General features: G+C 72.5%; 9 protein-coding genes. 6 read left to right on the forward strand and 3 right to left on the reverse strand.

Going from position 1 to position 13,756, the window contains the following annotated elements:
- Positions 1-24: 24 nt before the first annotated feature.
- The 4 genes from ACIBCT_RS04250 (at position 25) to ACIBCT_RS04265 (ending at position 4,787) form a co-directional block, all read left to right on the forward strand.
- Positions 25-879 carry a carbohydrate ABC transporter permease gene (locus ACIBCT_RS04250; RefSeq protein WP_399185931.1) on the forward strand — a complete coding sequence of 285 codons (855 nt, stop codon included), beginning with the start codon at positions 25-27 and terminating at the stop codon, positions 877-879.
- Positions 876-1,703, forward strand: coding sequence for a carbohydrate ABC transporter permease (locus ACIBCT_RS04255; protein WP_399185932.1), 828 nt, complete (start codon positions 876-878; stop codon positions 1,701-1,703). Before ACIBCT_RS04250 ends, ACIBCT_RS04255 begins: the two co-directional genes overlap by 4 nt.
- Positions 1,704-1,725: 22 nt before the next feature.
- On the forward strand, positions 1,726-4,344 hold the full coding sequence (locus ACIBCT_RS04260) for a glycoside hydrolase family 78 protein (RefSeq protein ID WP_399185933.1): 2,619 nt from the start codon (positions 1,726-1,728) through the stop codon (positions 4,342-4,344).
- A 65-nt stretch (positions 4,345-4,409) separates the two neighbouring features.
- Complete coding sequence (locus ACIBCT_RS04265; protein WP_399185934.1) at positions 4,410-4,787, forward strand: YchJ family protein; 378 nt, start codon at positions 4,410-4,412, stop codon at positions 4,785-4,787.
- Positions 4,788-4,890: 103 nt separating this feature from the next.
- Here the strand turns inward: ACIBCT_RS04265 and ACIBCT_RS04270 are convergent, their stop codons facing one another.
- Positions 4,891-7,947, reverse strand: coding sequence for a discoidin domain-containing protein (locus ACIBCT_RS04270; protein ID WP_399185935.1), 3,057 nt, complete (start codon positions 7,945-7,947; stop codon positions 4,891-4,893).
- Between the two features lie 372 nt (positions 7,948-8,319).
- Here ACIBCT_RS04270 and ACIBCT_RS04275 point away from each other — a divergent pair, with 372 nt between their 5' ends.
- Entirely contained in the window at positions 8,320-9,669 is a 1,350-nt protein-coding gene (locus ACIBCT_RS04275) for a DUF1996 domain-containing protein (RefSeq protein WP_399185936.1), read from the forward strand.
- 328 nt (positions 9,670-9,997) lie between these two features.
- Positions 9,998-12,619, forward strand: a complete 2,622-nt coding sequence (locus tag ACIBCT_RS04280; RefSeq protein WP_399185937.1) for a glycoside hydrolase family 3 C-terminal domain-containing protein — start codon at positions 9,998-10,000, stop codon at positions 12,617-12,619.
- Between the two features lie 36 nt (positions 12,620-12,655).
- Here the strand turns inward: ACIBCT_RS04280 and ACIBCT_RS04285 are convergent, their stop codons facing one another.
- Together ACIBCT_RS04285 and ACIBCT_RS04290 are read right to left on the reverse strand one after the other, a co-directional pair.
- The gene (locus tag ACIBCT_RS04285) at positions 12,656-13,051 is read right to left on the reverse strand and encodes an STAS domain-containing protein (protein ID WP_399185938.1); all 396 of its coding nucleotides are present in this window, start codon (positions 13,049-13,051) and stop codon (positions 12,656-12,658) included.
- A 331-nt stretch (positions 13,052-13,382) separates the two neighbouring features.
- Entirely contained in the window at positions 13,383-13,751 is a 369-nt protein-coding gene (locus tag ACIBCT_RS04290; protein ID WP_399185939.1) for an STAS domain-containing protein, read from the reverse strand.
- Between the last annotated feature and the right edge of the window lie 5 nt (positions 13,752-13,756).

Consider the following 13,756-nt stretch of genomic DNA (forward strand, 5'->3'; position numbering starts at 1 on the left):
CGCCGCCGGCCGGCCCGCCGCGCCGTGAGGAGCCCGTACCCCTACGCCCTCTACATCCCGGCGGCCGTGGTCTACGTCGTGATCTTCCTGATCCCGACCGTGATGGCCTTCTACTTCTCGCTGACCCGCTGGACGCTCTTCGACAGCACGTTCGTCGGGTTCGAGAACTTCGTCGACTTCTTCTCCGAGCAGAACCTGCGCATCGGATTCCAGAACACCATCGTCTACGCGGTGCTGACCAGCGGGCTCAAGGTCGTGCTGGGCATGGCGCTGGGGGTCCTGCTGACCTCGAAGCTGAGGCTGAGCGGATTCCTGCGCTCGGTGGTGTTCTTCCCGGTGCTGGTCAGCACCGTCGCGGTCGGCATCACGTTCAGCGCGCTGCTGCGCCCCGACACCGGGCTGGTCAACAAGGCACTGGCCCTGGTGGGCGTCTCCGGCCCCGACTGGCTGGGCGACGCGAGCACCGCCCTGCTGTCGGTGGTGATCGTCGACGTCTGGAAGGGCGTCGGCCTGGCGGTCGTCATCTACATCGCGGGCATCCTGTCCATCCCGCAGGACTACTACCAGGCGGTCGCCGCCGACGGCGGGACGGCCTGGCACAGGTTCCGCCACGTCACGCTCCCGCTGAGCTGGCCCGCGACGTACTCGGTCATCATCCTGTCGTTCATCGGGGGCCTGCGGTCGTTCGACCTGATCTGGACGATGACGCGCGGCGGGCCCGGGTTCACCAGCGACGTCATCGCGTCGATCATCTACAAGCAGTACCAGGCCGGGTTCTTCGGCCTGTCCACGGCGGGCAACGTCATCCTCTTCGTGGTGGTCACGGCCATCGTCGTGCCGCTCTCGTACGTCCTCGGCAAGCGGGAGGTCTACTCATGAGGACGCTGCGCAGGTCCGCGGGCGAGATCGCCGTCCTGCTCGTCGCGACCGTCGTCTTCCTCGTCCCGTTCTCCTTCATGGTGCTGACCGCGGTCAAGGACGAGGCCGAGTCGGCCGACCTGAGCTTCGCGCTCCCGACGAACTGGCCCGTCGTCGAGAACCTGATCGCGGTGATCTCCGCCCGGGACTACGTGCTGCTGAGGGCCTACCTGAACAGCACGATCATCACCGTCGCGTCGGTGGCGCTGGTCGTCGTCTTCGCCGCCATGGCCGCCTTCGTCCTGCAGCGCCGGGGCGGCGTCGTCGGCACGATCGCGAACGTCCTCGTGCTCTCCGGGCTGATCATCCCCCCGGCGATCGTGCCGACGATCTGGCTGCTGCAGGCCATCGGCCTGTTCAAGACCCTGCCGGGCATCATCCTGGTCGAGGTCGCCTTCCAGGTGTCGTACGCGATGCTGCTGTTCCGGGCGTTCATCGCCGCGATCCCGCGCGAGCTCGACGAGGCCGCGCAGCTCGACGGGTGCAGCGGGCTCCGGCTCTTCTTCAAGGTGATCTTCCCGCTGCTGCGGCCGGTGACGATCACGGTCATCCTCACCAGCTCGGTGACGATCTTCAACGACTTCGTCAACCCGCTGTACTTCCTGCCGGGCGACGACAACGTGACCGTCCAGGTCACCCTCTACAACTTCCAGAGCCAGTACAGCACCCAGTGGAACCTCCTGTTCATGGACATCGTGCTGATCACGATCCCGCCGCTGCTGGCATTCGTCTTCTTCAACCGCAAGATCGTCGCCGGCATGACCGCCGGGGCCATCAAGGGTTGACCCCGAAGGAGCATCACGCCCCGTGACCACCGAACCCGCCCTCCGCGTCGAACCGCCCGTCTTCGAGCACCACCGGGAACCGCTCGGCATCGGCCAGGAGGCTCCCCGGCTGTCCTGGAGGACCGTCACGGACCTGCCGGACTGGCTGCAGCGCGCGTACGAGATCGAGATCCGCGACGCCGACGCCGACGCCGACGGCGATGGCGACGGCGACGGCGCGCCCGTGTACGCCACCGGGATCGTCGAGGACGACGCCTGCGTGCTGGTGCCCTGGCCCGGCGAGCCCCTCGCGTCGCGCCGGAGCCGGCGGGTGCGGGTCCGCGTCCACGGCCGCGACGGGTCGGCGAGCGACTGGAGCCCGTGGGCCCGGGTCGAGGCCGGGCTGCTGGAGCCGGGGGACTGGCACGCCCGCGCGGCCGCACCGCCGGTGGAACTGCTCGGGGAGCCCGACGGGCCCGCCGTCCACCTGCGCCGGGAGTTCACCGTGCGCTCGCCCGTCGTGCGGGCACGGCTGTACGTCACCGCCCACGGGCTCCACGAGGTCGAGATCAACGGTTCCGTCGTCGGCGACGACGTCCTGGCCCCCGGGTGGACCAGCTACTCCCACCGGCTGCGCTACCGCACGCACGACGTGACCGCCCTGCTGCGGGAGGGCGACAACGCCATCGGCGCCACCCTGGCGGACGGCTGGTTCCGGGGACGGGTGGGGTTCGAGGGCGGGCGCACCGGCGTCTACGGCGACCGGACCGCGCTGGTGGCCCAGCTGGAGGTCGTCCACGAGGACGGCACCGTCTCGCGGGTGGTCACCGGCGAGGGGTGGCGGTGCGCGCGGGGCGCCGTCACGGCCGCCTCGCTCTACGACGGCGAGCGTTTCGACGCCCGCCTGGTCCCGGACGGCTGGTCGCGGCCGGGGTTCGACGACGCCGGATGGGTCCCCGCGGACGTCGTGGCGTTCGACCCCGCCCGGCTGGTCGCGCCGACGGGCGCCGCCGTGCGCCGCGTCGAGACGCTCGCCCCGGTGGCGGTGCTGACCGGCCCTTCCGGCGAGACCATCCTGGACTTCGGCCAGAACATCTCCGGCCGCCTGCGCATCCGCGTGCAGGGCCCCGCCGGTCACACCGTCACGCTGCGGCACGCCGAGGTGCTGGAGAACGGGGCCCTGTCCCTGCGCCCCCTGCGCCACGCCGCCGCGCGCGACGAGTACACGCTGCGCGGGGACGGGGACGCCGAGGAGTGGGAGCCCACGTTCACCGTGCACGGTTTCCGGTACGCACAGGTGGACGGCTGGCCCGGCGCCTTCGACCCCGAGGCGGTACGGGCGGTGGTCTGCCACACCGACATGCGCCGCACCGGGCACTTCACCTGCTCCGACGCCGAGCTGACCAGGCTGCACGAGAACACCGTGTGGAGCATGCGGGGCAACTTCGTCGACATCCCCACCGACTGCCCGCAGCGCGACGAGCGCCTCGGCTGGACGGGCGACATCCAGGTGTTCGCGCCCACGGCGTCCTTCCTGTACGACTGCGCGGGCCCGCTGACGTCCTGGCTGGAGGACCTGGCGGCCGAGCAGGAGGAGTACGGCACGGTCCCGCACTACGTGCCCTGGATCCCCCTGGTGTTCGAGGTCGGCCCGGCCGCGGCCTGGGGCGACGCCGCGGTGATCGTGCCCTGGACGCTGTACCGGCGCTTCGGCGACCTGGGCCTGCTGGCCGCCCGCTACCCGAGCATGACCGCCTGGGTCGACCAGGTCGCCGGCCTGGCCGGGGACCGCCACCTGTGGGACACGGGCTTCCAGTTCGGCGACTGGCTCGACCCGGCGGCGCCCCCGGACCGGCCCGAGAAGGCCAGGACCGACAGCGCCCTGGTGGCCACGGCCTACCACGCCTGGACCGCGCACCTGGTGGCCGAGACCGCCGCGCTGCTCGGGCACGAGGAGGACGCGGCCCGCTACGCCGCGCTCGCCTCGGCGGTCCGCGAGGCGTTCCGCGGCGAGTACGTCACCCCGGCGGGCCGCCTGAGCAGCGACAGCCAGACGGCGTACGCCCTCGCGCTGAGCATGGACCTGCTGGACAAACCCGAGCAGCGGGAGCGGGCGGGCCGCAGGCTGGCCGAACTGGTCGCCTTCGACGACCACCGGATCGCGACGGGCTTCGTGGGAACGCCCCTGGTCTGCGACGCCCTGGCCGACGCCGGGCAGCTGGAGACGGCCTACCGGCTGCTGCTGCAGCGCGAGTGCCCGTCCTGGCTGTACCCGGTGACGATGGGGGCCACCACCATCTGGGAGCGGTGGGACAGCATGCTGCCCGACGGGACGGTCAACCCGGGCGAGATGACCTCGTTCAACCACTACGCCCTGGGCGCGGTGGCCGACTTCATGCACCGGGTGGTCGCCGGTCTGGCACCGGCCGGGCCCGGCTACCGGCGGATGCGGATCGCGCCGCGCCCCGGCGGGGGCCTGACCTCGGCCTCGGCCGACCTCGACACCCCCTACGGGCACGCCGCGGTCTCCTGGCGGCTGGCCGGCGGCACCCTCACGGTGACGGCCGTCGTCCCGCCCAACACGGTCGCCGAGGTGGACCTGCCCGGATCGGCCCCCGCCGAGGTCGGCTCGGGGACGCACACGTTCACCGTCGCGCTCTGACGAGGGGGGCACGCGGGCATACTGGGGACGTGTCCCGACGTGATCCGCGGCCCCGAGGCCGTTCCGTGCCCGCCGCCCCGTGCCCGTGCGGGCTGCCCGCCTCGTACGCGGACTGCTGCGGGCGGCTGCACGGCGGGGAGACGTCCGCGGCCACGGCCGAGGCGCTGATGCGGTCGAGGTTCAGCGCCTTCGGCGTCGGCGACGCCGCGTACCTGCTGAGCACCTGGCATCCGTCGACGCGCCCGCCGGGCGTCGAGCTCGACGACCGGATCCGGTGGACGCGGCTGGAGGTGCTGGAGACGACCGGCGGCAGCGCCGTCCACACCGAGGGCACCGTCCGCTTCCGCGCCCACTACGTCGAGCGCGGCCGGGCGGGACACCTGGACGAGCACAGCCGTTTCGCCCGGCACGCGGGCCGATGGGTGTACGTCGGCGCGATCTAGGAGGTCCGTTCCACCGCGCCCCGTCCCGCGGTCTCGTGTCGTCCGCACGCGCGGACCCGGTCGGGACGTGCCTCCCGGACCGGGTCCGCGCGTGCGGACGCGCCTACCGGTAGACGCCGAACTCCCAGAGCGAGTAGCCGTACGCCGTGCCGCGCCTGGCCAGGTTCACCCGCACGTACCGGGCCGACGCGGTGACGTCGATCCCGTCGAACCCGCCGTCACCGGAGGTGGTCGAGTAGACGTCGGTCCAGGTGGAGCCGTCGCCCGAGGTCTGGATCCGGTACTCCCTGCCGTACGCGCCCTCCCAGCCGAGCTGGACGTGCCGGATCGGGGTGGTCGCGCCGAGGTCCACCTGGATCCACTGCGGGTCGGCCCACTCGCTGGCCCAGCGGGAGGTGAAGCTGCCGTCGGTGGCCCGGCCCGGGGTGAACGGGCCGCCGTCGCCGGTCGCCTGGTGGCTGGAGGCGGTGGTCGGCTTTCCGAGCGCCACGTTGGTCCCGGCGACCGTCGGCGGGACCACGCGGAACGAGCGCTGCTCGATGCCGGCGTTGCCGTGCCCGTCGAAGGCGTACACGTACACCTTCCAGACGCCCATCTGCTCCGGCGCGGTCGCGGTGAACCTTCCGGGGCCGGTCTGGGTGAACCTGACGTGCTTGAAGCCGCGGTCGCCGGTGACGTGCTTGTCGCTGTACATCAGGTTGTAGCGGATCGGGTCGCCGTTCGGGTCGGACGCGGCGACCTCGACGGTGAAGGGCCTCCCGGCCTGGACGGCGGTCTGCGAGCCGACCGTCATCGAGGTGATCTCCGGCGGGGTGTTCGCCGAGGGCCGCCCGGTGTAGACCTCCTTGAGCGCGTGGTAGCCGTGCCGCCGCCAGCCGCCGGTGGTGGTGTTCAGCCACACGCCGCCGAAGTCGTTCTCCAGGCCGTAGTGGAACATGGTCGCGCCGAGCGCGACGCCCGTGTGGCCCTTGATCGCGTTCCAGCTCGCCGTGTACTGTGCCCGCTTCTCCAGGTCGGTCGGCTCGTCCGGGACGCCGTTGACGTCGTTCTCCACCTCCCACTCCCCGTCGGGGCCGGCCTCGGTGACGATGTAGGGCTTGGTGTACCCGCCGCTGACCCAGTCCTGGCGCACGGTGCCGATCGCGCCGTAGGAGTTGACCGCGAGCAGGTCCAGGGCGGGGGAGTGGGCCCGGTAGTAGGTCCAGGCGTGGGTGTAGGCGTCGGTGGAGGTGACCGGGTGGTTCGGGTCGGCGGCGTGGATCGCCTCCGTCACCTCGTTGACGAACTTCGCGTACGCCACCCGGCGCTGCTCGACCACGTCGGCGGGCAGGCCGTGGTCCTGCATGGTCAGGACGACCTCGTTGCCGACGTCCCACATGAGCACGCCCTGACGGTTCTTCAGGGCGTTGACCCGGGCGACGATCTCGTTCTTCACGCTGGTCTTGTACGCGGTGTCGTTGACGTAGTCGGCGCCCTGGTTGAGCCAGTGCCCGACGATGACCTTGATCCCGTGCCGGGCGGCAGTGTCGAGCAGGGCCGGGGTGTGGGCGTCGTCGACGCCCCAGGTGCGGATCGTGTTGACGCCCATGGCCGCCAGGTCGCGCATGTAGCCGTCGGCCGCGGCCTGCGGCGGGCCGTAGGTGATCCCCTTGATCTGGTACGGGGAGCCGTTGACCTGGAGCTGCCAGTCGCCCTGCGTGCCGGTCACCCGGACCGTGCTCGGCCCGGCCGGGACCGGCGGGTCGGTCATGGCCGCGGGGACGGTGCCGCTCTGGCGGGAGACCGTGACCCGGTCGACGCTCAGCACGCCCCCGGAGGTGGTGGCGGGGGTCGGTGTGGTGACGCCCGCGAGCGCGTTGGGCAGCGAGCCGCCGATGGCCAGGTCGAGGCGGAGGTAGAAGCCGTGGTGCACGGCGGCCTTCCAGGCGGCGACGCCGACCTGGCTCTCGCGCACGACCCAGGTCTGCCGGCCGTCGAGGTAGAAGCGGATCTCCTCGTCGGTCCTGGTGCGGTCGATGACCTGGGTGTACTCGTGGTAGCCGCTCTGGCAGCCCTCGCAGGTGGCGAAGCCGCTGGTGCGGCCGTCGTACTCGTTGCACACCCCGCCGGGGGCGGTGCCGCAGTGCAGGGTGTTGGCCAGCTGGTCGCGGCCGTTGACGCCGGTCATGATGTCGGTCTCGCCGACCGAGGGCCAGTTGTTGTAGTTGCCCCGGTAGGCCGCGCCGGTCGCGCGGAAGCCGGGCCAGTAGCCCAGCGCGCCGGCCACGCTCGGCTGCTTGAGCCGGGCGCTGAACCTGAGCATCTCGCCGGGCCGCGGTTCGAAGTCGGTACGCTGGGTCTCGATCCGGCCGGAGGTCCAGTTGCCGGCGCCGTCCCTGATCGCCTTGATGTTCAGGTTTCCGGTGCCGTCGAGGGAGACGTTGGCGGTCGAGGCGCTCATCGTCTCGACCTCGCCGGTGCCCCAGTTGGCGGGGCCGCCGGGGTAGGAGGTGCCGGTGCGCAGGATCCAGTTCGCCGCCGAGGGGGAGCCGCCGGCCGCGCCGTCGAAGTCGTCCTTCCACACCTCGGTCCAGGTGCCGGGCTCCTCGGGCTCCTCGGGATCGCCGGTGCTGCCGTAGACCTGGAACTCCCACAGGGAGTAGCCGTAGCCGGTGGCGCGGGTGGTGCCGTGCATGCGGACGTAGCGGCCGGTGCCGGTGAGGGTGTGGGTCTGGGTGCCGCCGGTGGAGTTGGTGGTGGAGTACAGGTCGGTCCAGGTGGTGCCGTTGGTGGAGGCCTGGATCTTGTAGGCCTTGGCGTAGGCGCCTTCCCATCTCAGGACGACCTGGGAGAGGGTGGCGGTGGCGCCCAGGTCCACCTGGATCCACTGCGGGTCGCTGAACGCGCTGGACCACCGGGTGCCCGTCAGGTCTCCGTCGACCGCCGCGGACGCGCCCCAGGCGGCGCCCTCGGTCGACGAGGCCGTCGCGGGCCTGCCCTGGGAGAGCAGGACGTCGGCGGCCGCCCGCCCGGAGGCCGTCCCGGCCGCCGACGTCCCGGCGGCCGACGCGGACGCCCCGGCCGGCGGCGCGACGAGGGCCAGGCCGGAAACGACCAGTCCCACCAGGGCGGCGACGACCGGGCCTGCCCGGAATCGGCCCGAACCACGAGCTGGATACACGATCTCTCCTCGAGAAAGGGGGGTGCCCGCCGCGAGCGACGGGGAGGGAGAGCGCTCTCCGACATCGAGAGTGCTCCCGGGAATCGGGCATGTCAAGGCTCTCCCGGGTGCGGTCCTGAAACGCGCTGCTCACACCGTGGAAACATGTTGGTAGGACATAAGCGTCAGACGTCACTTTTCGCACGGCCGATGTCGCTTCTCCGGCCATGGGGACGCGGCCGCGCGGGTGCGCGGACATGGCGGAGGGATGAACGGTGGATTTCGGATCGGATGGACGGGCGTCTTGACAATCCGCAACGGAGACCATCAGTCTCGAAGGAGAGCGCTCTCCAACCGCCGTTCCCGCGGCCACCCCCCTCCGAAGGAGAGTCGATGCAACCATCCCGACGTACGGTCAGGTTCCGCCTGGGACTGGTCGCAGCCACGATCACCGCGCTGGTCGCGGCCGGTCTGACGATCATCACACCCGCCCTCGCGGCGGACACCCCGCTCTCCCAGAACAGGCCTGCGACCGCGTCCTCCAGCCAGGGCGCCGGCTACGGCGCCGGGGCCGCCTTCGATGGCGACAACGGGACCCGGTGGTCCAGCGCCTCCGCCGACCCGCAGTGGATCCAGGTGGACCTGGGCGCCACCGCCACTCTCTCCCAGGTCGTCCTGAGATGGGAAGGCGCCTACGCCAAGGCCTACAAGATCCAGGCCTCCACCAACGGCACCACCTGGACCGACCTGTACTCCACCACCAACTCCACCGGCGGCACCCAGACCCACACCCTCACCGGCACCGGCCGCTACGTCCGCATGCACGGCACCACCCGCGCCACCGGCTACGGCTACTCCCTGTGGGAGTTCCAGGTGTACGGCACCGGTGGCGCCACGACCACCCCGCGGCCGAAGCCGACGTTCACCGACGAGGTGACGCACCACGAGTTCCAGGCCAACTGCTCCTGGACGGCGAACCGGCCCGACGACCCGATCGTCTACCCCGGCCTGCCGGGCGCCTCGCACATGCACACCTTCGTCGGCAACAGGACCACCAACGCGAACAGCACGGCCTCCTCGCTCCTGGGCGGCGGCACCTCGTGCACCAACCCGCACGACAGGTCGGCCTACTGGTTCCCGAGCTTCTACAAGGGCGACCAGCTCGTCCAGCCGGTCGGCGACCAGGTCATCTACTACAAGTCCGGCATCCTCAACTACTGGCAGGTGCAGCCCTTCCCGCAGGGCCTGCGCTTCGTCGTCGGCAGCCCGACCGCGACGCTGGCGGAGTTCCGGGACTCTCCCGGCGCCGTCGAGGGCTTCGAGTGCGGCGACCTCTCCCGCAGCTGGGACATCCCGACCTCCTGCGTGCCGGGCAGCCAGGTGAACGTCCGCTACCAGGCGCCGAGCTGCTGGGACGGCGTCAACCTGGACAGCCCCGACCACAAGCGCCACATGTCCTACCCCGAGAACGGCTACTGCCCGCCCTCCCACCCGGTGGCGGTGCCGATGCTGGAGTTCAAGATCGCCTTCCCGGCGAGCGGTGACCTGTCGCAGGCGCGGCTGGCCAGCGGCCGCGGCTACACCTGGCACTACGACTTCTTCAACGCCTGGGACGACCCCGCCATCCTGGACGCCCTGGTGACCCACTGCATCAACGGCGGTCTCCAGTGCAACCCGCGTGGCTACGACCTGTACAAGCCGCACCGCGGCGCCGCCCTCACGGAGAACTTCGAACTGCCCTGACCCGCCAGCCCTGACCCGCCAGCCCTGACCCGCCGGCCCTGACCCGCCGGCCCTGACCCTCCGGCCCGGACACCCGCCCGGCCTCCCGCGCCGGGGACCGCGCCATCGGTCCCGGGCGGGAGGCCGGGCGGGAGGCCCCGCCGGGACGCTCCGGCCCTCGCCCGGCCTCTCCCCGGCCTCTCCCCGGCCCCTCCCCGGTTCCCGGTGGGGGACCGGGAAGGGGCGGGGACCCGATCTTTCCGCGTATCCATCCCCGCCCCGTCCGGTACGGACCCGGGCGGGATCCGTGATGTTTCGGAGAGCGCTCTCCGACAGTGAAGGGGACCATGTGAGCATCGACGGGCTCGACCGGCTGGTGGAGAAGCTGGACCTGGAACGGAAGGTGCGGCTGCTCACCGGGGCGAGCGTGTGGTCCACCCACGCCGAACCGGACATCGGGCTGCGGGCCATGGTCCTCTCGGACGGCCCCGTCGGGGTGCGCGGGGACGGCTGGGACGAGCGGAACACCTCACTGACCCTGCCGTCGGCGACCGCGCTGGCCGCGACCTGGGACGAGGAGCTGGTCGCCCTGCTCGGCGGGCTGCTCGCGCGCGAGGCGCGGCGCAAGGGCGTGCACGTGCTGCTCGCCCCCACGCTCAACCTGCACCGCTCCCCGCTCGGCGGGCGCCACTTCGAGTGCTACTCCGAGGACCCCCTGCTGACCGGGCGGATCGGCGCCGCCTACATCCGGGGCGTCCAGGCGGGCGGGGTGGCCGCCACCGCCAAGCACTACGTCGCCAACGACTCCGAGACCGAACGGCTCACCCTCGACGCCCGCGTCGGCGAGCAGACCCTGCGCGAGCTGTACCTCGCGCCGTTCGAGGCGGCGGTCCAGGCGGGCGTCTGGGTCGTCATGTCCGCCTACAACGGGGTGAACGGGACCACCATGTCGGAGAGCCCCCTGCTCGCAGACCCGCTCAAGGGGACGTGGGGGTTCGACGGGGCGGTGGTGTCGGACTGGGGAGGCGTACGCTCCACCGTCGCCACCGCCCGAGCCGCACAGGACCTCGCGATGCCGGGACCGCGAGGCGCGTGGGGGGAGGCCCTGGTGGCCGCGGTGCGCGCGGGCGAGGTGCCCGAGGCCGCGATCGACGACAAGGTCCGGCGCCTGCTCCTGCTGGCCGCCCGGGTCGGCGCGCTGGATCCCGGCCTCCCGGGCCCCGACGGCCCGTCCCCCTCCGCGATCCCGGCCGCCTTCCCGGACCCGTCCGCCCCCGCGTTCCCGGCCGTTCTCCCGGACGCCGCCACCTTCCCGGTCCCGTCCGTCTTCGCGGAACAGGACGCCCTCCCCGGCGCGTCGGGATCGCAGGACCGGGACCACGGGCACGCCCGGACCCTGCTGCGCCGGGCCGTGGCGGCGAGCGCCGTCCTGTTGCGCAACGAGGGCCCGCTGCTCCCCCTGGACCCCCGGCGCCTGCGCAGGGTCGCCGTGCTCGGGCCGAACGCCGCCGCGGCCCGGATCCAGGGCGGCGGGAGCGGGGGCGTGTACCCGCCGTCCGTGGTCTCCCCGCTGGAGGGCGTCCGCGAGGCGCTCTCCGGTACGGCGGAGGTGGTCCACGCGCCCGGCCCGTCCCTCGGCGACCGTCCCACCCCGCTGGTCACGGGCAACGCCCGTGACCCCCGTACCGGTGAACCCGGCGTCCTGGTCCGGCTGCTGGACGCGGCGGGCGCGGAGCTGCACGCCGAGCACCGGCTGACCGGCCGCATCCTGGAACCCGCGCGGATCGACGCCGCCGTCACCGTCGAGATCCGCGCCCTGCTGACCCCCGAGGCGGACGGCGTCTGGGACCTGGCCGTCGCCGGGTGGGGCCACGTCCTGCTGGAGGCGGACGGCCGGGTCCTGGTCGACGAGGAGGTGGAGCGGGACACCGACGACCCCGCCACCGTGCACCTGTCCCCGCCGTACCGGCGCGCCCGGCTCGCCCTGACCGCGGGCCGGCCGGTGGAGCTCGTCTCCCGCAGGCGCCTCGATCCCGGCAGCGGGATCGCCTCGTCCCTGGCCGCGGACCCGCCCCGGCGGGCCGACGAGGTGGAGCTGGCCGCCGCGGTGGAGCTCGCCCGGGACTGCGACGCCGTCGTCGTCGTGGTCGGCACCACCGAGGAGATCGAGAGCGAGGGCGCCGACCGCGCGCACCTGCGCCTGCCGGGGCGCCAGGACGAGCTCGTCCGCGCGGTCGCCGCGGCCAACCCGGCCACCGTCGTGATCGTCAACTCCGGCGGCCCGGTGGACCTGCCCTGGCGCGAGGAGGTGCCGGCCGTGCTGCTGAGCTGGTTCCCCGGGCAGGAGGCCGGGCACGGCCTCGCCGACGTCCTGTTCGGCCGCGCCGAACCGGGTGGCCGGCTGCCCACCACCTGGGCGGACCGGGCGCTGGTCTCCACGCTCCCCCGCGACGGGACGCTTCCCTACACCGAGGGCCTGGACATCGGCCATCGGGCCTGGCTGCGGCGGTCCACGCCCCCCGCGTACTGGTTCGGGCACGGGCTCGGCTACACGTCCTGGTCCTACGAGGGGCTCTCGGTGCCCTGGAACGCGCTGCCGGGCGCCCCGGTGCCGGTGCGGGTCCGGCTGCGCAACACCGGCCACCGCGCCGGACGGGAGGTCGTGCAGGTCTACCTCTCCCGGCCGGACACGGACGTGGTCCGCCCGGTCCGCTGGCTGGCCGGGTACGCCCTGGCCGACGCCGGGCCGGGCGAGGTCGTCGAGGTCGTCGTGGACGTGTCGGCACGGGCCTTCCGGCACTGGTCGGCCGAGCATCACGGCTGGCGGGTCGAGGAGGGCGCCTTCACGGTCCTCGCCGGGCGTTCGGCCGCCGATCTGCCGCTCGGCGGAGCGACGTGGCTCGCGGGGACGGACCGGCCGGTGGGCTCGCGGACGCCCGAGGCGGCCGCGGTGACGCGGGAGCCCGCCTGACGGCCGTCGTGCGCGGGCACCGCCCGTGAGGGCGGCCTACCGGTCGGCGAACGGGAGACCGGCCCGCAGGGGAGGGGCGTCCTGGGCGCCGCCCGGCGGAGGGCCTGCGGACGCGGAACGGGAGACCACGGTGAAGGACGCGTCCAGGTTGGTGAGTTTGAGCAGTTTGAGGACCGCGGGCGGGGCCCCGGCCAGCAGGAGGGGCGTGCCGCGTTCCCCGGCGTGCCGTCTGATCGCGATCAGCGCGCTCAGGCCGCAGGCGTCGATGAAGGTGACCCCGGACAGGTCGACGACGACCGTTCCCGGGGAGGTGTCGATGATGTCCTGCGCGAAGGCGAACAGGTACGGTCGCGTGGCGAGGTCGAGCTCACCGGCCACCGTGATGACCACGAAGTCACTCGCGTGTTCGCTCGTGAGTTGAAGTGCGTTCATCGCCCACTTCCCTGCAGGCTCACGTGAATGTACGTATCCGGCCAGGGGGTGTCGTGCGGACGCCTGGCCTCAGCTCACCGTTCCGGGCCTCGTCGTGCGGGCGTGGCGGGGAACGGACGATCTGAAGCCACGATACTCCCTAACGGTGCGAATCATCGCTTTCCGTGATCGTATAGCTTCGAAGCGAAGTGTAGATGCCAACCCGCACATGTGCCAGCTATTCCAGGAAAGAGCGTGCCGATCATGCCGATCGACCGCCCTCACCTGCCCTTTCGTCCCCGTACGGCACCTGTCGGGCACCGGCGGGACGGCGGGCGTGGCAGGGCGGGGGTCAGCCGGTGGAGTGGCTCGGGGCCATGGCGTCCAGGGCCTCGCGCAGGTCGCCGCGCACCTCGAAGTGGCGGTCGAGATTGGTGATCGTCAGCAGATGGGTGATCATGCCGGGGCTCACCACCAGCATGAGGCGGCCGCCCGCCTCCTTGGTCCGGGTGAGCGTGCCCACCAGGACGCCCAGCCCGACGGAATCGCAGAACGGCACGCCGGTCATGTCGAGCACCAGGTTCGGGGCGCCCGACGCCTCCAGGGCGCGGTCGATCTCCGCGCGCAGCCGGGGAGCGACGGACATGTCGAGCTCGCCCGTTGCCCGTACGACCGCGCAGGGACCGCTGCGCCATGTCTGAACATCGAATGTCGAGATCACGATCA

This window comes from Streptosporangium sp. NPDC050855 (assembly GCF_044456585.1).
Lineage (GTDB): Bacteria > Actinomycetota > Actinomycetes > Streptosporangiales > Streptosporangiaceae > Streptosporangium > Streptosporangium longisporum.